General features: G+C 62.3%; 16 protein-coding genes. 12 read left to right on the top strand and 4 right to left on the bottom strand.

All coding sequences use genetic code 11. The features are described 5' to 3' along the window. Nucleotides 1–36 precede the first annotated feature (36 nt). The 3 genes from EJ076_RS30715 to EJ076_RS30705 all read right to left on the bottom strand — a co-directional run bounded on the left by EJ076_RS30715 (nucleotide 37) and on the right by EJ076_RS30705 (nucleotide 5,314). Entirely contained in the window at nucleotides 37–3,168 is a 3,132-nt protein-coding gene (locus tag EJ076_RS30715) for an efflux RND transporter permease subunit (RefSeq protein ID WP_126070387.1), read from the bottom strand. Then, a complete protein-coding gene (locus tag EJ076_RS30710) occupies nucleotides 3,165–4,328 on the bottom strand; it encodes an efflux RND transporter periplasmic adaptor subunit (protein WP_126070386.1) in 1,164 nt (387 codons plus the stop codon). The genes EJ076_RS30715 and EJ076_RS30710 overlap by 4 nt, the downstream gene beginning before the upstream one ends. A 158-nt stretch (nucleotides 4,329–4,486) precedes the next feature. Further along, nucleotides 4,487–5,314, bottom strand: a complete 828-nt coding sequence (locus EJ076_RS30705; RefSeq protein WP_109661214.1) for a MurR/RpiR family transcriptional regulator — start codon at nucleotides 5,312–5,314, stop codon at nucleotides 4,487–4,489. Nucleotides 5,315–5,458: 144 nt separating this feature from the next. Here EJ076_RS30705 and EJ076_RS30700 point away from each other — a divergent pair, with 144 nt between their 5' ends. From EJ076_RS30700 to EJ076_RS30660, 9 genes are all read left to right on the top strand, one after another. Further along, nucleotides 5,459–6,283 carry an N-formylglutamate amidohydrolase gene (locus EJ076_RS30700; protein ID WP_126070385.1) on the top strand — a complete coding sequence of 275 codons (825 nt, stop codon included), beginning with the start codon at nucleotides 5,459–5,461 and terminating at the stop codon, nucleotides 6,281–6,283. Between the two features lie 19 nt (nucleotides 6,284–6,302). Further along, complete coding sequence (locus EJ076_RS30695) at nucleotides 6,303–7,916, top strand: amino acid permease (RefSeq protein WP_126070384.1); 1,614 nt, start codon at nucleotides 6,303–6,305, stop codon at nucleotides 7,914–7,916. 97 nt (nucleotides 7,917–8,013) lie between these two features. Next, complete coding sequence (locus tag EJ076_RS30690) at nucleotides 8,014–9,384, top strand: glutamine synthetase family protein (RefSeq protein ID WP_126070383.1); 1,371 nt, start codon at nucleotides 8,014–8,016, stop codon at nucleotides 9,382–9,384. A 136-nt stretch (nucleotides 9,385–9,520) separates the two neighbouring features. Beyond that, a complete protein-coding gene (locus EJ076_RS30685; RefSeq protein WP_126070382.1) occupies nucleotides 9,521–10,909 on the top strand; it encodes an aldehyde dehydrogenase family protein in 1,389 nt (462 codons plus the stop codon). Between the two features lie 18 nt (nucleotides 10,910–10,927). Next, on the top strand, nucleotides 10,928–12,100 hold the full coding sequence (locus EJ076_RS30680) for an iron-containing alcohol dehydrogenase (protein ID WP_056595147.1): 1,173 nt from the start codon (nucleotides 10,928–10,930) through the stop codon (nucleotides 12,098–12,100). 242 nt (nucleotides 12,101–12,342) lie between these two features. Continuing rightward, nucleotides 12,343–13,449 (top strand): ABC transporter substrate-binding protein, encoded by a 1,107-nt coding sequence (locus tag EJ076_RS30675; protein ID WP_126070381.1) that lies wholly within the window; start codon nucleotides 12,343–12,345, stop codon nucleotides 13,447–13,449. A 78-nt stretch (nucleotides 13,450–13,527) separates the two neighbouring features. After that, nucleotides 13,528–14,427 (top strand): ABC transporter permease subunit, encoded by a 900-nt coding sequence (locus tag EJ076_RS30670; protein ID WP_181956539.1) that lies wholly within the window; start codon nucleotides 13,528–13,530, stop codon nucleotides 14,425–14,427. Continuing rightward, a complete protein-coding gene (locus EJ076_RS30665) occupies nucleotides 14,424–15,215 on the top strand; it encodes an ABC transporter permease (RefSeq protein WP_126070379.1) in 792 nt (263 codons plus the stop codon). The genes EJ076_RS30670 and EJ076_RS30665 overlap by 4 nt, the downstream gene beginning before the upstream one ends. A 30-nt stretch (nucleotides 15,216–15,245) precedes the next feature. Then, nucleotides 15,246–16,310, top strand: a complete 1,065-nt coding sequence (locus tag EJ076_RS30660) for an ABC transporter ATP-binding protein (protein WP_023810097.1) — start codon at nucleotides 15,246–15,248, stop codon at nucleotides 16,308–16,310. Nucleotides 16,311–16,327: 17 nt separating this feature from the next. Here the strand turns inward: EJ076_RS30660 and EJ076_RS30655 are convergent, their stop codons facing one another. Next, the gene (locus EJ076_RS30655) at nucleotides 16,328–16,954 is read right to left on the bottom strand and encodes a glutathione S-transferase family protein (protein ID WP_126070378.1); all 627 of its coding nucleotides are present in this window, start codon (nucleotides 16,952–16,954) and stop codon (nucleotides 16,328–16,330) included. Between the two features lie 125 nt (nucleotides 16,955–17,079). Between EJ076_RS30655 and EJ076_RS30650 the strand changes: the two genes are divergently transcribed. The 3 genes from EJ076_RS30650 (at nucleotide 17,080) to EJ076_RS30640 (ending at nucleotide 20,477) form a co-directional block, all read left to right on the top strand. After that, a complete protein-coding gene (locus EJ076_RS30650; RefSeq protein ID WP_126070377.1) occupies nucleotides 17,080–18,633 on the top strand; it encodes a sodium:proton antiporter in 1,554 nt (517 codons plus the stop codon). An 88-nt stretch (nucleotides 18,634–18,721) separates the two neighbouring features. Next, a complete protein-coding gene (locus tag EJ076_RS30645) occupies nucleotides 18,722–19,624 on the top strand; it encodes an endonuclease/exonuclease/phosphatase family protein (RefSeq protein ID WP_126070376.1) in 903 nt (300 codons plus the stop codon). Between the two features lie 7 nt (nucleotides 19,625–19,631). After that, nucleotides 19,632–20,477 (top strand): EamA family transporter, encoded by an 846-nt coding sequence (locus EJ076_RS30640; protein ID WP_126070375.1) that lies wholly within the window; start codon nucleotides 19,632–19,634, stop codon nucleotides 20,475–20,477. Nucleotides 20,478–20,483: the final 6 nt, after the last annotated feature.

Here is a 20,483-nt window from a genome sequence, read left to right as displayed (position 1 = left end):
CGGCGGAAAACCGCCACACACTTTCCTGGAATGTCTCTATTCCGCGGGCTCTACATTGGTGTAGGCGGCTTCCTCGAGCTCGCGCTTCAGCCGCGCTTCCTCATGGGTTTTCGGCGTGACGAAGCGGCCAAGCAGGAGATAGGCGACCGGCGTCAGGAACAGCGTCGAGACGGTGGCCAGCCCCAATCCGCCAACGATGACCCAGCCAAGTGCGACGCGCGCCTCGGCACCGGCGCCGCTCGCCAGAACCAGTGGCAAGCCGCCGAGCACGGTGCAGATCATCGTCATCATTACCGGCCGCACGCGGATGATCGAGGCCTGCTCGATCGCTTCGCGCACGCCAAGCCCGCGATCGCGCAGCTGGTTGGCGAATTCGACGATGAGGATGCCGTTCTTGGCCATGACGCCGACCAGCAGCACCAGGCCGATCTGGCTGTAGGCGTTGAGACTGGTGCCGCTGAGGAGCAGCGCAAAGATCGCGCAGGCGAGGCCAAGCGGCACCGTCGCCATGATGATGACTGCGCTGACGAAGCTTTCGAACTGGGCGGCCAGCACCAATAGAATGATGACCAGCGCGAAGCCGAAGATGGTGATCATGGCGCTGTTGGTCTCGCCCAGCGTCGCTGCCTCGGCCAATGGCAGGATGCGGCTGCCCGCAGGCAGCAGCGGTGTGGCGATTTCTTCGGCACGGGTCAGCGCATCGCCGAGCGCGAAGTCGCCGTTGAGGTTGGATGTGATGGCCACCGACGGTTGTTGCTGTTCGCGCGACAGCGATGGCGGCACGGCACGTTCGGTCAGCGTGGCGATGGTCGACATCGGCACGAAGCGGCCATCGGCCGTTTTCAAGAAGATGTTTTCCAGATCGGTCGGGTCGTTGATCGGATTGGTGGTCGAGACAAGCTTCACGCCATAGCTGCGGTCGGCGATGTAGACGTCGACGACGTCGTTGCCGTCGAGCATGGCCTGCAAGGTGTTGGCCAGCCCGGTGATGTCGATGCCGAGGTCGGAGGCGCGCTCGCGGTCGATGGCCACCGCCAGCTGCGGCTGCGTCGGGTCGATGGACAGGCGCGGGGTCTGGAAGCGCGGGTCCTTCTGCATCTCGGCGATGATCTTCACCGCCGCGTCGCCGAGCGCCTTGCGGTCGTTGCCGACCAGCGCGAATTGCAGGCCGTTGCCGGCACCGCGGATACCGAGGCTGTTGGGCTGCACCGGGAAGATGCGCACGCTCGGCACCTGCCTGGTCAGCCGGCTGATCTCGGCCATGATCTCCTGCTGGCTGCGGCTGCGCTCGTTCCACGGCGCCAGCGTCATCACCATGAAGCCGGAGTTGTAGGAACCGTTCTGGCCGGCGTTCTCGAAGGTGCTGCGGATTTCGCCGGAATCGCGCATCGGCTGGATCAGCTTCTCGATCTTCTGCATCTGCTGGGTGGTGTAGTCGAGGCTGACGCCTTGCGGGGCGCTGATGCGCAACAGCACGGCGGCGCGGTCCTCGGTCGGCGTCAGTTCCTGGCGGATGGTGCCGAACAGCGTGAAGGCGGTGCCGGCAAACAGCACCGCGACTAGGAGCACGATCCACGGCGCATCGAGGCAAGCGTGCAGGCCGCGTCTGTAGGCTGCATTCAGCGCGCCGCCGATGCGGGCGCCGATGCCGTGGCCGCCTTCGTGGTGGAGCGATGCGCTGGTCAGCATGCGCGAAGCGAGCATCGGACAAAGTGTGAGTGCCACCACGCAGGACAAAAGCACCGACATGGCAAGCACGAAGCCGAATTCGCGGAACAGCCCGCCGGTCTGGCCGGGCAGGAACGAGATCGGCACGAAGACGGCGACCAGCGTGAGCGTGGTGGCAATGACGGCGAAGAATACCTCCTGGGCGCCGAGCACGGCGGCCGCGCGTGGTCCCATGCCTTCGTTGCGTCGTCGCACGATGTTTTCGAGCACAACGATGGCATCGTCGACAACCAGTCCCGTCGCCAGCACCAGAGCGAGCAGGGTCAGGATGTTGACCGAGAAGCCGGCCAGATAGATGGCGGCGATGGTGCCGATCATGGCGACCGGCATCGACAGGCCGGGGATCAGCGTCGCGCGCCAGTCGAGCAGAAACACATAGATGACGATCAGCACCATGGTCACGGACAGGCCAAGCGCGATCTCGACCTCGTGCACCGCACCCTTGACGAAGACGGCGTCGTCGCTGGTGATCTTGATCGACATGCCCTTGGGCAGGTTTTCCTGCAACTTGGCGACGGCGGCCTGGACACCGGTCGAGATGTCCAGCGTGTTCGATTCCGCCTGGCGGATGATGCCGATGCCAATGCCGGTCTTGCCATCCGAACGCAGCGTGGTCTGGCCGACATCGGGGCCGAGCGTGACGGTGGCGACGTCGCGGATCCGCGTCGTGCCGCCGACGATGATGTTTTCGAATTCTTCCGGTGTGGTCACGTCGGCGGTCGTGCGAACGATCAGATCCTGATTGGTCGTGGTGATCGAACCGGCCGGTGAATCGAAGGCAACAGAGGCAAGCGCCGCCCTGAGATCGGCAACCGTAAAACCAAGGCTGGCCAGCTTGTTCTGGTCGACATCGATGCGGAAGATCTTGTCGCGGTCGCCGTAGACCTGGACGTCGGCAACGCCAGGCACGGCGGCCAGCTCGTCCTCGATCTGGTCCTGTACCACCACGGTCATGTCCTGGATCGACATGTTGTCGGCGGTCACTGCCAATCGCATCACTGCGTCGGAATTGGCATCGGCCTTGACGATGCGCGGCGGATCGGCGGTGTCCGGCATCTGGTTGGCGACGCGGCCGACGGCATCACGCACGTCCGAGGCGGCGACATTGAGGTCGACACCATCGTTGAACTCGATGGTGACTCGGCTCGAGCCGAATGAAGAAGAAGACGAAATCGACTTGACGCCGGAGACCCGGGCGACGGCGCCCTCGATCGTGTCGGTCAGTTCGCGGTCGACGGTTTCGGCAGCCGCTCCTTCGAAGGCGGTGGAAACAGTGACGACCGCACGATCGACGTCAGGCAGTTCGCGGATTTCGACGCCGTAGAAGGCGGCGAGGCCGGCAACGGCAATGAGGGTGTTCAGCACGAAGGCCATCACCGGCCTGCGGATGAACAGCGCGGTGAAGCCGGTATCGCTGGCGGCGTTGATGGTTCCGGTCATGAGCCTTTGGCCGCGCCCGCGGCGCTCTGCTCTTCGCCTGCGAGGCGGACCGCGCCGCCCTCGCTGACGCTCTGGGTGCCTTCGGTGACCACCATGTCGCCGCTGTCGATCTCGGCGTCGATCAGCACCGTCTCGGTGTTGCGCTGGATGATGCGCACCGGGACTCGCCTCGCCTTGCCATTCTCGATCTGCCAGACATAGGCGCCGTCCGAACCCCACAGGATCGCCAGCGGGCTGACGGCCGGATAGGTTTGTCCCGGGAATTTCATCGTGATGCCGAACGACATGCCGGCGCGCAGCGAATCGGCCGGATTGGCGATCTTGGCCTTGACCAGAAGGGTGCGGCTCTTTTCATCGATGTGGTTGTCGATGGCCGAAACCGTGCCGGTATAGGCATTGCTGGGGTTGGCGATCGGCGTCGCCGTCAATTGCGCGCCAACCTTGACGGCGGCGGCGAAACGCTCCGGCACCAGGAAATCGACCAGAATGCTAGAGCGATCGTCAAGCGTGGCGATCGCCGACTGGTTGGTGACATAGTTGCCGGCGGAGATCGGCAGGATGCCGACGGTGCCGGCGATCGGCGCCAGAATTGACCGGCGCTGCAGTGCAAGTTCGGCATCCTGAAGCGCCAGCTTGGCGCCCGCCAACACCACTTCGGCGTCGGCAACCGCGACCGGTGTCGCGGCGTTGGAGGCACGCAGCGACTTGACGCGGTCGAGCTTGGATTGCGCATCCTGCAAGGCGAGCTTGGCCCGATCCTGAGAGATCACTTCGGTCTCGGAATCGAGGGTGGCGAGGATCTGCCCCTTGTCGACATGGCTGCCGGATTCGACCAGCAGTTCGGCGAGGCGGCCGGAACTGTAGGGATTGACGGTCACCGAGGCGTTGGCACGGCCGGTGCCGATCGCCTGCAGGCGGTCGTTGATAACAGCCGAAGTGGCCGCCAGGGCGACCACGTTCACCCGCTGGTTGCCGCCATTGCGGCCGTTTGCCTGCTTGGCATTGGCGGCGCCGGTCTCAGCCGGGGGCGCTGCCGCATAAACCCAGTCTATTCCCCAGTGTACCAGCACATCCGGCGCGCCTGGATAAAAGCGCAGCCAGGCGGCTGCCGCCACAACCAGCACCACCAGCGCGACAAGTATCTGTTTCCAGGCGGCCATCGGCACTCCGGTTGGTAAAACAATCCCTCCGTCTACCGGTTTCCCGAAAAGAAGCAGACGCAGCGAGGCTATTATAAGGCAAGAAGCCACCCCGATATCGCGTCCTTATGACAACTCTCCAGTAACTGCGCACATTAAATATACGTAACGTTTGAAGCCTAACGCAGACTTTCCATCTCGCGGATGCGTTTGGCGCCCTCTGCTTCCAGCTGGCGAGTAACGGCGCCGATCAGCGTTTCCGCAACGACGAACAGGGCGGCCGAAGAGTCCCATGCCGACGGCACCGCGGTTCGTCCGGCGATGACATGGCGAGCGAAACGCGCGATTGGCGACAGCCACTGGTCGGTGAACAGCACGATCTGAACGCCGCGCTGATGCGCCTTCTCGGCGAAGCGGACGAGGCTGTCCTGGTAGCGCCTGATGTCGAAGATCACCAGCACATCGCGTTTGCCCATGTCGATCAGCCGGTCGCGCCACATGCTTTCCTGGCCGGCGAGGTGAAAGACATCAGGCTGAATGATGGCGAGGTGGGCGGCCATGTAACGCGCCAGCGGATCGGTGAAGCGGCCGCCGATCAGGAAGGTCTTGCCGCGCCGGTCGGCGAGCCGGGCGGCGATGTCGGCAAGCTGCTTATCGGACAGGTGCCTGAACGTCTCGCGCATATTGTCGAGCGTTGCTTCCAGCATCGGCGACACCGTGCCGCCGCCGGGCGAGGGCGGATTGAGCGTCCTTGTCGCCGGCGATTGCAGTTGCGCCGCCAGTTCGTCCTGCAGGCTCGACTGGAATTCCGGATAGTTCTGGAAGCCCAGCCGGGCAACGAAACGCAGGATCGTCGGCGAGGAAACGCCGGACGCGGCCGAGAATTCGGCCACCGTCTTCAGGCCGATCATTGGATAGGAAGCGATCAGCGTCTGGGCCGCGCGCCGTTCGCTGGCCGGCATCGTGCCGATGCGGTCGGCGATCAGTTCGGCAATGTTGGAAATCATCTTTTCCCCACCCCTGGCTCGGTCGATGGTCTTTTCCGAAATCGCATTTGACAAAGCCGGACAAACTGTATGAAATCATCCACAGGGACGCAATGAGGCAAAATACGTAACATAAGATACAGCGCTCCCCGGGGACGGCAGACTATGGAGAAAGCACGGCCCGCCAGCCTTGCATCGTCTGATACCGTGAGGGTGACGAACCCCGGCGGGTCAAGCCCTTTCATGCTGACCTGCGATCACGCCTCGAACTTCCTGCCCGCCGAATTCGGTACGCTCGGCCTTGCCGCCGAGGACCTGTCCCGTCACATCGCCTGGGATCCAGGCGCGCTGCCGGTTGCCCGCCGCATGGCGCAGGCGCTCGACGCGACGCTGGTCGAGACCTGCGTTTCGCGGCTGGTGATCGACTGCAACCGTCCGCTCGATGCGCCTGACCTCATATTGAGTGTCAGCGTCAGTGAGAGAACCGTTGTCCCGGCGAACCAGGGACTCTCTGTCGACGAGCGGGAGGCGCGTATCGCGCTTGCATGGCGCCCGTTCCATGACACGATCGAGAAGACCATCGAGGATCGGTTGGCGGCGGGGCTGGAGACACGACTGGTCTCGATTCACTCCTTCACCCCGGTCTTCAAGGGGAAGAACCGGCCCTGGCATATCGGCATCATCCATGACGAGGATCGCCGGCTGGCGGCGCCGCTGATATCAGCGCTGAAGCGGCTTGCCGGCGTCACCGTTGGCGTCAACGAGCCCTATTCGCCGGCCGACCGCGTCTATTTCACGTTGGAACGCCACGCACGTTCGCGCGGGTTGCCCTGCGCTATGATCGAAATCCGCAACGACGAAATCGCCGGCGAGACCGGGCAGCGGAAATGGGCGGATATGCTCACGGGCATTTTTTCGGATCTGGAGCCAGAGGAGGCCAAAGGCTCTCGACCAAGCGCAGTCGGAAAGTCAGCACAATCGGCCAGCTAAAAACAACAGGGGACTTCAAATGGCAGCACCAGGTCAAATAGACGTCGACAAGTCGGAGGACGTAAAGATACTTCACAGCATGGGCTACGCCCAGGAACTATCCCGGCGCATGGGGGCGTTCCAGAGCTTTGCCATCTCGTTCTCGATCATCTGTATTTTGTCCGGCGGATTCGGATCATTTCCGATCGCGCTTTCGACGGGCGGCCCATTCTCATTGACCATTGGCTGGATCATTGGCAGCGTGTATGCACTTATCGTTGCCGCCAGTCTTGGCCAGATTGCATCCGCCTACCCGACGGCAGGCAGCCTGTATCATTGGTCGTCAATCCTCGGCGGCCGATTCTGGGGTTGGGCAACGGCCTATGTCAATCTGCTCGGGCTGCTTTTCGTCATCCCGGCGGTGAACGTGTTTCTCTATCTAATCACACGGGATTTGTTCTTCGGTTCGGTGCTCGGCTGGGACGTTTCCGGCTGGGGGATGGGCACGCAAATTGTTTCGGTCGCTGTTATCACCGCGGCGCAAGCCTTGCTTAACCATTTCGGCATCAGGCTGACGACCATATTGACGGATTTTTCCGGTTACCTGATCCTCGCCGTCACTGTGATCCTCATCGTCATGTTTCTGATGGCGGCGCCGAGCTTCGATATCAGCAAGGCATTTACCTTTGTGAACAACACGGGCGCGCCCGGAGGCGGCGTTTCGCCGCAAACGGGTCCGTTGATGGCGATCATCATCGGCCTTCTCTATCCGCTGTTCACCATCACCGGCTTTGACGCTTCCGCGCACACAGCGGAAGAAACGGTCAATGCCCGTGACACCGTGCACAAAGGCATGTTGCATTCGGTCTTCTGGTCCGGCGTATTCGGTTTCGTGCTGATCGTTGTCATGATCATGGCAATCCCGGATCTGAATGCCGCCGCCGCCTCGGGCTGGAGTTCCTTCAACAATCTCTTCATCGCAGCCATCATGACGTCGTTCATCGGCAAGTTGATGCTGATCGGCGTGATCATCTCCAACTTCCTTTGTGCATTGGCGGCCGTGACGTCCACGTCGCGAATGATCTATGCTTTTGCGCGCGATGGCGGCTTGCCATTCTCAGGCCTGCTGAGCTCGGTCAGCCCCAAATACCGCACTCCGGTGGCTGCCATCTGGTTCTCAGCCATTATGGCAGTCGTGCTGACTGCGGTGACAACGCCGCTCAACGCCTTCGCCGCCCTCTCCACCGGCTGCGCCATGTATCTCTACATTTCCTACGCCATGCCGATCATCGCAGGTTTCTTCGCCGAAGGAAAAACCTGGACAACCTTTGGCAGTTTCCGCCTTGGCGGCCTGTCGAAAGTCTTCGCGGTCATAGTCATGATCGGCACGGTACTGGTAACGATTGGCGGCCATGCCTTCGTCGTGTCCATTCCCAGCACGCCGGGCGACGCTGCCGCCAATCCGCCTGTCGCTGCCACCGACTTTGTGCCGGGTCTTTGGTACTATTCGGTTGGCTTTGCGATCATCCTGGCAATTCTTTGGTTCGCCATTGAAAACCGCCGCTTTCAGGGCCCGCCCATCGGCGAGGCGGCAATTGCCAAACGCAAGGCGATCATCGCTGCGGCTGAAAAGGCTGTCGGCGAAGCTGCATAGGCAAAAAATCAAAGCCGTGGCGGGTTCGCTCGCCACGGTTTTTTGTTCCCGTTCAATGTGACAAGCCCGAAACGACAAGCGCTGGAGTGCCAAAGGAATGGCCGGAAATTTCTCGTTCGATCAGTTGAAGAAAGCGGTCTCCAGCGGCGAGATCGACACCGTGCTGGCCTGCATCGTCGACATGCAGGGCCGGCTGGCGGGAAAACGGTTCCTGGCGCAGTACTTCGTCGATTCCGCGCATGACGAAACACATGGCTGCAACTATCTGCTGGCCGCCGACATCGATATGGAGCCGGTGCCCGGCTACAAGGCGGCGAGCTGGTCGAAGGGCTATGGCGATTTCGTCATGAAGCCGGATCTCGCCACCCTGCGGCGCATTCCCTGGCTGGAAAAGACCGCACTCGTGATCTGCGACGTGCTCGACCACCACACCCATGACGACCTGCCGCACTCACCGCGCGCCATCCTCAAGAAGCAGGTCAAGCGGCTGACGGAGCGCGGCTATATCGGCTATTTCGCTTCCGAGCTTGAATTCTATCTGTTCAACGAGACCTATGATTCCGCGCGCAAGAAGCACTGGCAGGGTCTCGACACCGCATCGCCTTACATCGGCGACTACCAGATCGGCATTACCACCAAGGAAGAAGGCGTCATGCGCCGGCTTCGCAACGAGATGGAAGCGGCCGGCATTCCGATCGAGAACTCCAAGGGCGAGTGGGGTCCGGGCCAGGAAGAGATCAATGTGCGCTATGCCGAGGCGCTCGACATGGCCGACCGCCACGTCATCTTGAAGAACGGCGCCAAGGAAATCGCCGAGTCCGAGGGCAAGGCGATTTCCTTCATGTCCAAGTACAATTACGGGCTCGCCGGCAATTCCAGCCACATCCACAATTCGCTGTGGAGCGCCGACGGTAAGACGCCGCTTTTCTTTGACAAAAGAGCCGACTGGACGCTGTCGGCGCTTGGCCAGCAATGGGCCGCCGGCCAGCTCAAATACGCCAAGGAATTCACCTGGTTCCTGGCGCCCTACATCAACTCCTACAAGCGCTTCCAGGCCGGCACCTTCGCGCCGACCAAGATCATGTGGAGCGAGGACAACCGCACCGCCGGCTTCCGCCTGTGTGGCGAGGGCACCAAGGGCATCCGCATGGAATGCCGCATCGGCGGCGCCGACTTGAACCCGTATCTTGCTTTCGCAGCGCTGATCGCCGCCGGCCTTGCCGGCATCGACGAGAAGTTGGAATTGCAGAAGCCGTTTGTCGGCGATGCCTATCAGGCGTCGCGCCTGCCGGAGATCCCGAAGACGCTGCGCGATGCCACCGAGACGCTGGCGAAGTCGAAGATGCTCAAGCAGGCGCTCGGCGAGGATGTGCTCGAACACTATGTCCACACCGCAAAATGGGAGCAGTTCGAATACGACCGCCGCATCACGGATTGGGAACTGCATAGAGGGTTCGAGCGGTACTAGGTATCGACCGTTCGTCGGCGCCGCTCCCTCACCCTTGCCCTTTCCCCCGTGAAGAATGGGGAGAGGGTGTCGGCAGGTGGATGAGGGGCAGCGCCAGGCCATACGATTTTTGTTGTAGAATACGAGGACTTACAAAATGACCGAGACGGTCAAACTCATTACCCCCGTCGATGGCTCGATCTACGCCGAGCGGCCGATCGCGACAGATCAGGCGATCAATGCCGCGGTGGAACGCGCCAAGGCGGCGCAAGCAAAATGGGCTGAGACATCGATCGTCGAGCGCGGCAAGTACATGCTCGCCATGCTGGAAGCGCTGGTGGCGATGACCGACGAGATCGTGCCGGAGATCGCCTGGCAGATGGGGCGTCCGGTGCGCTATGGCGGCGAGTTCGGCGGGGTCAAGGAACGCACCAACTACATGGTCGAGATCGCCGAGCAGGCGCTCAAGTCGGTGCCGGCCTCCAACCCGAAGGACGGCTTCCGCCGCTATGTGAAGAAGGATCCGCTTGGCGTGGTCATGGTGATCGCACCGTGGAATTATCCTTACCTCACCGCCGTCAACACCATCGTGCCGGCGCTGATGGCCGGCAACACTGTCATCCTCAAGCATGCGGCGCAGACGCTGCTGGTCGGCGAGCGCTTCCAGCAGGCTTTCGACAAGGTCGGCCTGCCCAAGGGCGTGTTCCAGAATGTCGTGCTCAACCATGCGCAGACCGAAAGGCTGCTCGGCTCGGGCAAGATTGACCATGTCAATTTTACCGGCTCGGTCCGCGGCGGCCGCGCAATCGAAAAGGCGGCGGCCGGCACCTTCATGACGCTCGGGCTCGAGCTTGGCGGCAAGGATCCGGCATATGTGCTGCCTGACGCCAAGATGGACCATGCCGTCGCCAATCTGGTCGACGGCGCCTTCTACAATTCCGGCCAGTGCTGCTGCGGCATCGAACGCGTCTATGTGCACGAAAAGGTCTATGACGAATTCGTCGAGGGCTTCATCGCCGAGACGAAAAACTATGTCGTCGGCAATCCGCTCGATCAGGCGACGACGATGGGACCGATGGCGCAGGCTCGTTTCGCCGACCTGATCCGCGAACAGAAGGCCGAGGCACTGCGCAAGGGTGCCAAGGCGCACATCAACATGAAGGTGGCTAACGACAAGGCCGGTTCGCCCTATCTGGCACCGGAAGTGCTGACGGATGTCGATCATCAGATGAGCGTCATGCGCGAGGAAAGCTTTGGCCCGATCGTCGGCATCATGAAGGTGCGCAACGACGAAGAGGCAATCGCGCTGATGAATGACAGCCCCTACGGACTGACCGCTTCGATCTGGACGCGCGATACCGAGCATGCCGTGGCGATCGGCAACCGCGTCGAGACCGGCACGGTGTTCATGAACCGCTGCGACTATCTCGATCCGGCCCTGGTCTGGACCGGCGTCAAGGACACCGGCAAGGGTGCGGGCTTGTCGGCCATCGGCTATGACAATCTGACCAGGCCGAAATCATTCCATCTGCGCGAAGCCATCTGATTTTATTGAAAGACACAAATGTCCAAGCTGATCTCCAAATGGAACTACCCCACCACCGTCCGCTTCGGCGCCGGGCGCATCAAGGAATTGCCTGAGGTGTTGGCGGCCACCGGTATCAAGCGGCCGCTGTTCGTCACCGATCCGGGCTTGGCGAAACTGCCGGTCGTCGCCTCGACACTGAAGATCCTCGACGATGCCAAGGTCCCCTACGGCGTCTTCTCCGAGGTCAGGCCGAACCCGGTCGAGTCCAACCTGACCGCCGGCATCGCCGTGTTCAAGAAGGGCAAGCATGACGGCGTCATCGCCTTCGGCGGCGGCTCGGCGCTCGATCTCGGCAAGCTGATCGCCTTCCAGGCCGGGCAGACGCGGCCGGTGTGGGACTTCGAGGATGTCGACGACTGGTGGACGCGCGCCAATTCGGATGCCATCGCGCCGATCATCGCCGTGCCGACCACCGCCGGAACCGGATCGGAGGTTGGCCGCGCCGGCGTCATCACCAATGAGGCGACGCACACCAAGAAGGTCATCTTCCATCCCAAATTGTTGCCGGCCATCGTCATCGCCGATCCGGAACTGTCGGTCGGCATGCCCGGTTTCATCACCGCCGGCACCGGCATGGATGCGCTCGCCCACTGTCTCGAAGCCTATTGCGCGCCGGGCTATCATCCGATGGCCGACGGCATCGCTGTCGAAGGCGTGAGGCTGGTCTTCGAGAACCTGCCGAAGGCCTATGCCAACGGCAAGGATCTCGTCGCGCGCGCCCATATGATGAGCGCCGCCGCGATGGGCGCCACCGCCTTCCAGAAGGGGCTCGGCGCCATCCATTCGCTGTCGCATCCGGTCGGTGCGCTCTACGACACCCATCACGGCATGACCAATGCGGTGTTCATGCCTTATGTGCTTGCCTTCAACCGTGACTCCATCGAGGAGCGTATTGCCCGGCTCGCCGCTTATTGCGGCATCAAGGGCGGCTTCGACGGGTTCGCCAAGGCAATTATCAAGCTGCGCAAGGAATTGAAGGTGCCGCACGCGCTGCCGGGCCTGATCAAGGGGCTCGACATGGACAAGAAGCGCAAGGCGCTGATCGCCGACATGGCGGTGGTCGATCCGACCGCTGGCGGCAACCCCGTCAAGCTGACCAAGAAGGCGGCGCTGACCTTGCTCGAAAACGCCATCGCCGGCACGATCTGAGGCGTTTTCCGCGCAGGGAATTGATCTGAAAAGGGGCTACAGGAACAAGGGGAGGGGTGACGGGCAAGGCACAAACTAGTTAGCCGGAAAAAGAATCGCGAAGCGATTGCTACAACCGGTTAAAAAGAGTTTACTTTTTCACACTGCGAGCAGTCGGTTTCACAAAGCTTTCATCTGGCTGTCACATGAAAACGATACCGCATCGCAGGCGTCCAACGGCGTCAGTTCAACGGAGAGAACACATGTTCAAATTCACGGGGAAAGTGCTTTCCCTTTCGGCCGCGACACTGATGGTGTCGTCGGTGATTTCGTCCGCGGCGTCGCTGGACGATCTCGTCAAGGCCGCCAAGGCGGAAGGCCAGCTCACGACCATCGCATTGCCGCATGACTGGTGCGGCTACGGCGACGTTATCGCCGGCTTCAAGGCGAAATATCCGGAAATCACCGTCAACGAACTCAACCCCGATGCCGGCTCCGGCGACGAGGTCGAGGCGATCAAGGCCAACAAGGACAACAAGGGCCCGCAGGCGCCTGACGTCATCGACGTCGGACTGTCCTTCGGCCCGACCGCCAAGAAGGATGGCCTGATCCAGCCCTACAAGGTGTCGACCTGGGACACGATCCCCGACAGCGCCAAGGACGCGGAAGGCTACTGGACCGGTGACTATTACGGCGTGTTGTCCTTCCAGGTTAACAAGGACATCGTCAAGGAAGCTCCGGCCGACTGGGCCGATCTTCTGAAGCCGGAATTCGCCAACACGGTCGCACTCGCCGGTGACCCGCGCGCTTCGAACCAGGCCATCCAGGGTGTCTATGCCGCCGGCCTGTCGACGGGCGCCGCCGCTGGTGAGGCTGCCGGCACCGCTGGCCTCGACTTCTTCAAGAAGCTCAATGCCGCCGGCAATTTCGTGCCGGTCATCGGCAAGGCAGCCACGCTCGCCCAGGGCCAGACCCCGATCCTGATCACCTGGGACTACAATGCGCTTGCTGGCCGCGACACGCTGAAGGGCAACCCGCCCGTTGACGTCGTCGTGCCGAAGACCGGTGTTGTCGCCGGTGTCTACGTGCAGGCGATCAGCGCTTACGCGCCGCATCCGAATGCAGCCAAGCTCTGGCTCGAATACCTCTACTCGGACGAAGGCCAGATCGGCTGGCTGAAAGGCTATTGCCACCCGATCCGCTTCAACGATCTCGCCAAGAACGGCAAGATCCCGGCCGACGTGCTGGCCAAGCTGCCGCCGGCCGAAGCCTATGCGTCCGCCGTGTTCCCGACACTCGACGAGCAGGGTAAGTCCAAGGAAGCCATCACCAAGAACTGGGATGCCGTCGTCGGCGCCAACGTCAAGTAACTCACACCATACCGGGCGGCCTCGAGGCCGCCCGGTCCTTCTCTCGAAGACGGTAGCCGGCGCATGACCGATCTCTCAATGTCCGACCACGCTGTTACCGGGAAGACCGCGCCTCCCGCCGAGGCACGCAGCATGCGGCTGCCGACGCAATGGCTTGGTGTCGCGCCTTTCTTCATCTTCGCCATCATGTTCCTGATCCTGCCCACGCTCTATCTGATGCTGGGCGCATTCCAGAATGATGCGGGTGAATTCACCTTCGAAAATATCGCCGCACTGGCGCAGCCGTCGATCGTTGCCGCCTACTGGATTTCGATCAAGGTCAGCCTCGCGTCATCGCTGATCGGCGCCTTCGCGGGCCTCGCCATCGCCATCGCCATTGTGCGCGGTGGCCTGCCGGAGTGGATACGCTCGGCGACGCTGACCTTCTCCGGCGTTGCTTCCAATTTTGCCGGTGTCCCGCTTGCCTTCGCCTTCATCGCCACGCTCGGCAGGCTGGGCCTTGCCACGGTGATCCTGAACACCTTGTTTGGCCTCAACATCTACGCACACGGCTTCAACATCCTGTCGTTCTGGGGGCTGACGCTGACCTATGTCTACTTCCAGATTCCGTTGATGGTGGTGATCATCGTGCCGGCAATCGATGGTCTGAAGAAGGAATGGGGCGAGGCCGCCGCAACGCTTGGTGCAACCATGGCGCAATACTGGCGCATGGTGGTCATCCCGGTGATCTGGCCGAGCTTCCTCGGCACCGTCATCCTCTTGTTCGCCAATGCCTTCGGCGCCATTGCCACTGCCTATGCGTTGACCGGTTCGTCGCTCAACATCGTGCCGATCCTGCTCTATGCGCAGATCCGCGGTGACGTGCTGCACAATGCCCATCTCGGCTATGCCATAGCCTTCGGCATGATCTTCATCACCGGCCTAGCCAATGTCTTCTACATCTGGTTCCGGACCCGTTCCGAGAGGTGGCTGAAATGAAGTCGGGAAGGTTCTGGGCTTGGGTCGTGTTCGCGCTTGGCGCGGCCTATTTCTTCATTCCGCTGATTGCGACCGTGGAGTTTTCCATGCGCATGCGGCGTGGCGAGTACTCCTTCGACGCCTACAAGGTCGTGCTCGGCGATGCACGTTTCCAGGCGACGTTCGGCTATTCGGTGCTTGCCGCCGTCTTCACCATCATTCTCGGTGTGCTGATCGTGGTGCCGGCTGCCTACTGGATCCGGCTCCGGCTGCCACAGTTGAGGCCGATCGTCGAGTTTATTACGCTGCTGCCGCTGGTCATCCCTGCCATCGTCATCGTCTTCGGCTACATCAGAATGTACGGGTCGAATTCGCCGCTGCCGTTCCTGGCGACCGATACAGGCACCAATGCCTTGCTGGTCATCGGCTATGCGACACTGGCGCTGCCCTATATGTATCGCGCCGTCGACACCGGGCTACGCACAATCGACGTGCGTACCTTGACGGAAGCAGCACAGATCCTTGGCGCTGGTTGGGGGACGATCATCACCCGTGTCATCCTGCCCAACGTGCTGATCGCGGTGCTCTCGGGTGCCTTCCTCACCTTCGCTATCGTCATCGGAGAATTCACCATGGCCAGCCTGCTCAACCGGCCGGCCTTCGGCCCGTATCTGCAGAATATCGGCGCCAACCGTGCCTATGAGCCGGCGGCGCTTGCCATCATCGCCTTCGCCATCACCTGGGGCTGCATGTCGCTGATCCAGATCCTGTCCCGCTTCGCGCCGAGATCGGCGAACCGCCCCAATTGATCGAAAAGTACTGATCGAAAGAACAACACCATGGCCGATCCGTTCCTCTCCATCCAGCACGTTCGAAAATCCTTCGGCGCCACCACGGTGGTCGAGGATTTCAATCTCGACGTCGAGCGCGGCGAATTCGTCTCGTTCCTCGGCCCGTCCGGCTGCGGCAAGACCACCGTGCTGCGCATGGTGGCGGGCTTCGAGGAGCCGAGCGCAGGAACCATCGTCGTCGGCGGCAAGGACATTACGAGGCTGAAGCCCAACCAGCGCAATGTCGGCATGGTGTTCCAGGCCTATGCGCTGTTTCCAAATCTGACCGTGGCGCAGAATATCGGCTTCGGCTTGAAGGTCGCCGGCATGCCCAGGGCCGATATCGACGCCCGTGTCGCGGAGATGCTCGGCATCATCAAGCTGCCGCAGATGGCGGATCGGTATCCCTACCAGCTTTCTGGTGGTCAACAGCAGCGCATCGCGCTGGCGCGCGCCATCGCGCCGAAGCCGAAGCTGCTGCTGCTCGACGAACCGCTGTCGGCGCTCGACGCCAAGGTGCGCGTGTCGCTGCGCGAGGAAATCCGCTCGATCCAGAAGAAGCTCGGCATCACCACCATCTTTGTCACGCACGACCAGGAGGAGGCGCTGTCGATCTCCGACCGCATCGCCGTCATGTATGGCGGCAAGGCCGAGCAGGTCGGCACGCCGTTCGAGATATACAACCGCCCGGCAACCAAGTTCGTCGCCAATTTCGTCGGCACGCTGAACGTGCTCGAAGGCACTGTCACCGACGCTGCGGCAGGCACGGTGCGGGTCAATTCCGAACAGGTTTCGCTCAAGGGCAAGCTCAATGGCTCCAAGTCGGGCGACACGCTGTCGCTGGCGTTGCGTCCGGAAGCGATTTCGCTCGGCCGCCAGCCCGGTCGCGACTCCAGCCTGTCGGGAGAAATCTCCGAAGTGCATTTCCTCGGCTCGGTGATCCGGGTTCGTGTCGGTATCGGTGGCAACACGGTCTCGCTCGACACCTTCAACAGCCCGGCAACGCCGCCGCCTGCGGTCGGTGAGAAGGCCGAGATCTCGTTCTCGTCGAGCGATATGCTGGTGCTGCACTAGGCTGCGCCAGCGCTTGCCTAGGCGGGCGCGATGAACGGTTGTGAGACCGTTTGAAAGACAGGCAGTGCTTCCATTCGCTCGGCATGTGCGCCGAGCGCTGGGAAGTCAGCCGGCGAAACCAGCCCTGGATGCGCCTCGCCGATGAAGCGAAACACCGCGGCAACTGCGATATCGGCGTGACCGATGCGGTCGCCGAACCAGTAGAGCGTCGACCTTTCCTTGAGATCGGCTTCCAGCACGGCAAGGACAGTCTCTATCTGTGTGCGGCAGCGCCCAGCCCAGAGGTCGGAGACCTTCTCGTGCAATCGCATCTCGTAGAACAGGCTGACCGCCTTGTCGCCGAGCCCGGTGGCCAGGGCCGAGACCTTCAACGCCTGATGGCGGGCCGGTTCGGTCGTCGGAAACATCCGTCGGTCGGCTGGGACGAGGCTGTCGAGATAGTCGAGCATCAAATGGCTTTCGATCAGCACTTCGCCATTGTCGAGCACCAGCGTCGGCACCCGCGTCAATGGATTGTAAGACCGGATCTTGTCGGCATCGCCGAAGGCCGACCAGGGATGATGCTCGTAGGATATCCCGTAGAGCGTCAGCGCGATGCCGACGCGGCGAACGAAGGGGGAGTCATATTGGCCGATGAGGATCATATCGGTCTTGTACGGCAGGAGGCGGTTAGAGGCCTACAGCCAGAGGGCTTGAGTTTGATGGCCAATCGACCGCATCCTGCTGGTATATCTGCGCCGGCAGTCCCGTCTCACTGAAGTAACAGCCCATGGCTCTTTTCGAACTCACCCTTGTCCTGCTTTTGACTGCCGTTGCATTGACGGCGTTATCGCGACGGTTGGAGATTCCCTATCCGTCCCTACTGGCTTTGGCCGGGGTCGGGATTGCCTTCGTGCCGGGTGCGCCAATGATCGAGATCGATCCGGAACTGGCGCTTGCCCTGTTCATCGCTCCGGTGCTTCTCGACGCCGCCTATGACACCTCATTGCGCGACCTGAAGCGCTACCGGCTATCGCTGGCTCTGCTGGCGCTTGGCGCTGTCGTCTTCACCACCGCGGTCGTTGCCTTCGTCGGCTGGAAGATGGCCGGGCTGCCGATCGCCGCGGCGATCGCGCTCGGCGCCATCGTCGCACCACCGGATGCGGTGGCGGCATCTGCCGTGCTCGGACAATTCAAGGTGCCGCACCGCATCACCGCAATCCTGCAGGGCGAGAGCCTGCTCAACGATGCCACGGCACTGCTGATCTACCGGCTGGCGGTTTCGGCAGCGCTCGGCTCGATTATGCTGAGCAACGCCATTCCGACGATCTTGCTATCAACGATAGGCAGCCTCGTCGCGGGTTATCTGCTTGGCCGCTTCTCGCTCATGACGCTCACCCGGATCGAGGATGCGGCGAGCAGCACGGTGGTGCAATTCGCCGGAACTTTCGGGGTCTGGATCCTCGCTGACAGGCTCGGTCTTTCGGCCATCATCACCATCGTCGTCTACGCCATGACCATCGCGCGCAGGGCGCCGCGCCGCATGTCGGCGAGACGCCGCGTCAGCACCTATTCTGTCTGGGAGTCGGCGGTGTTTGTGCTCAATGTTCTGGCTTTCGTGCTGATGGGCCTGCAGGCGCGGTCGATCGTCGGCCGGCTCTCCGGCGAAGGACAGGGCGAAGCATTTCTCTTCGCCGCAACGGTGCTGGCCGTCGTCATCGTGGCGCGCCTCGTCTGGGTGGCGAGTTATGTTGCGATCATACGATGGTTTGCCCGCTTCCGCAGCGAAGAAACAAGGCGAGATGTGCCGACGTTTGGCGGCGCGGTGCTCGTTGGTTGGTGCGGCATGCGGGGGCTGGTGACGCTGGTGGTGGCGATTGCCCTGCCGGCCAATTTTCCCGGCCGTGATCCGATTGTGCTTGCCGCCTTCGCAGTGGTTCTGGGCACCCTGGTGCTGCAAGGCATGAGCCTGAAGCCTTTGCTGCGGATACTCAACTTCGACCCGGACAGAACCGTCGACAACGAAGTGGCGCAGGCGCGCGTTGCCATCATGCAGGCCGCACTCGACGTGTTGAGCCGCAAGACATCGGCCGCGGCCGCCGTTGTGCGCGAGCAGTATGAGGCTCAGCGCCTGATTGCGGAAAATCCGGAGGACGCACAGGCCGCGACCGAATACGATCGGCTACGCCTTTATGCCATCAACCGCCAGCGCGACACGCTGGAGGAATTGCGCCGTAACGGTACGATCGGTGACGAGGCCTACCATCGGCTTGAAGAGGAAATCGACTGGTCGGAACTGGCGGCATCGCCGGCTGGAAGTTTCCAGCCACTGACGACGACCTGACCGCTGGCCCAGCCCCGTCGCTCGCTCGGCACATTGCAACGCTAGCGCCGAACGGCTACTGCCATCACAAAATTGAGCCGGATAAGCAATGAAGCTGGTCAGCTACAACATCCAGTACGGGTTCGGCAGCGACGGCCGCTATGATCTTTCGCGCGCCGCGCGCATCGTTGCCGGCGCCGATATCATCGCCTTGCAGGAGGTCGAGCGGCACTGGCAGCGCAGCGATCACGACGACCAGCCGGAACTGCTTTCTCGCCTGCTGCCGGACTATCACTGGGTCTATGGCCCGGCCTTCGACATGGATGCCAGCGAGCAGCGCGACGGTCGCCTTGTCAACCGGCGCCGGCAATTCGGCACCATGGTGCTGTCTAAGTTGCCGATCGTCTGGTCGCGGCTGCATGCGCTGCCGATGCGCCGCACCTTGCTGCCGCTCAACACGCGCAATGCGGCGCTCGAATGCATGATCCGCACGCCGGCCGGCCCGGTGCGCCTGTTGTCGCTGCATCTCGCTCATATCGCGGTCGAGGAGCGGTTGGAGCAGATCGACTATCTCATGGCCGAGCATCGCCGGGCACCGTCCGATGGCGGGCCGTGGAGCGGCGTCGACGATGAGCCCACGCGCAATTGGACCAGTGGTGAAGCGGAGCCGGAAAACCCGCTGGCGGCGATCTGGATGGGCGATTTCAACATGGAGCCGGGCAGCGCCGAATATAGCCGTATCGTCGGCAGCACACCCTACCATCGCGGGGCTGCTTATCTCGACGGCTTTGTCGACGCCGCCGCTGTCGCCAGCGAGCCGGCTCAGGACTTCCACACCCATGTGAAGACCATCGACGGCAAAGTGGCAAAGCGCCGGCTCGATCATTGCTTCGTCGGCGGCATGTTCGCCGGGCGCGTGCGCTCGGTCAGCGCCGACATCGGCGAGGTTGCATCGGATCATTTCCCGCTGCGGGTCGACATCGACCTGGAAACGCCCGGCATCGCCCCATGAGCCGCGCATGACACTTTTCGTCTTCTTCGCAGTGCTTGCCGCCGCCGTCATGCACGCGATCTGGAACGCGCTGGTCAAGGTCCATCTCGACCGCTTCCTGTCGATCACGCTGATGACGCTCGGCATGGGCGCCGCAGCACTCGTCGTGCTGCCCTTCGTCGAAGTGCCGAAGGCGGAAGTGTGGCCCTACATCATCGCCTCCGTCGTTTTCCACATGGGCTACCGGACCTTCCTGATCGGCGCCTACAAGGCCGGCGATTTCGCCCAGACCTATCCGCTGGCGCGCGGCACCGCACCACTGCTGGCGGCCTTTGGCGGCATGTTCGTCGTTGCCGAGATTCCCGGCCCGTTCGCCATTCTCGGCATCTTTTTGTTGTCGGCCGGCACGCTGGTGATGTCGTTTCGCGGCGGCGCGCATCTGGAGAAACTCAACCTGCGCGCGGTAGGCTTTGCGCTCGGCACCTCGATCTTCATCGCCAGCTACACGCTGTCCGACGGCAGCGGCGCGCGGCTGGCCGCCACGGCGCAGAGCTATGCCGCCTGGCTGTTCATCTGCGATGCTTTTGGCGCCTTGGTGCTTTGCCTCATCTTCCGTGGGCCGAAGGCGCTGCCGGTGCTGGCGCGCGACTGGAAGACGGGGCTGTTCACCGGCGTGCTCAGTGGTGCGGCCTACTGGATCGTGATGTGGGCGATGACCAAGGCGCCGATCGCCTCGGTGGCATCGCTGCGCGAAAGCTCGATCCTGTTTGCCATGATGATCTCGGTCTTCGCGCTCGGCGAAAAGATGACGGGCTGGCGCGGTGCCGCCGCGCTCAGCATCGTCGCCGGTGTCGTCGCACTTAGGCTTGGTTGACTGCTG

This window comes from Mesorhizobium sp. M7D.F.Ca.US.005.01.1.1 (assembly GCF_003952545.1).
Lineage (GTDB): Bacteria > Pseudomonadota > Alphaproteobacteria > Rhizobiales > Rhizobiaceae > Mesorhizobium > Mesorhizobium loti.
The sequence above is the reverse complement of the archived record's forward strand: the minus strand, read 5'-3'. Positions and strand labels throughout refer to the sequence as shown.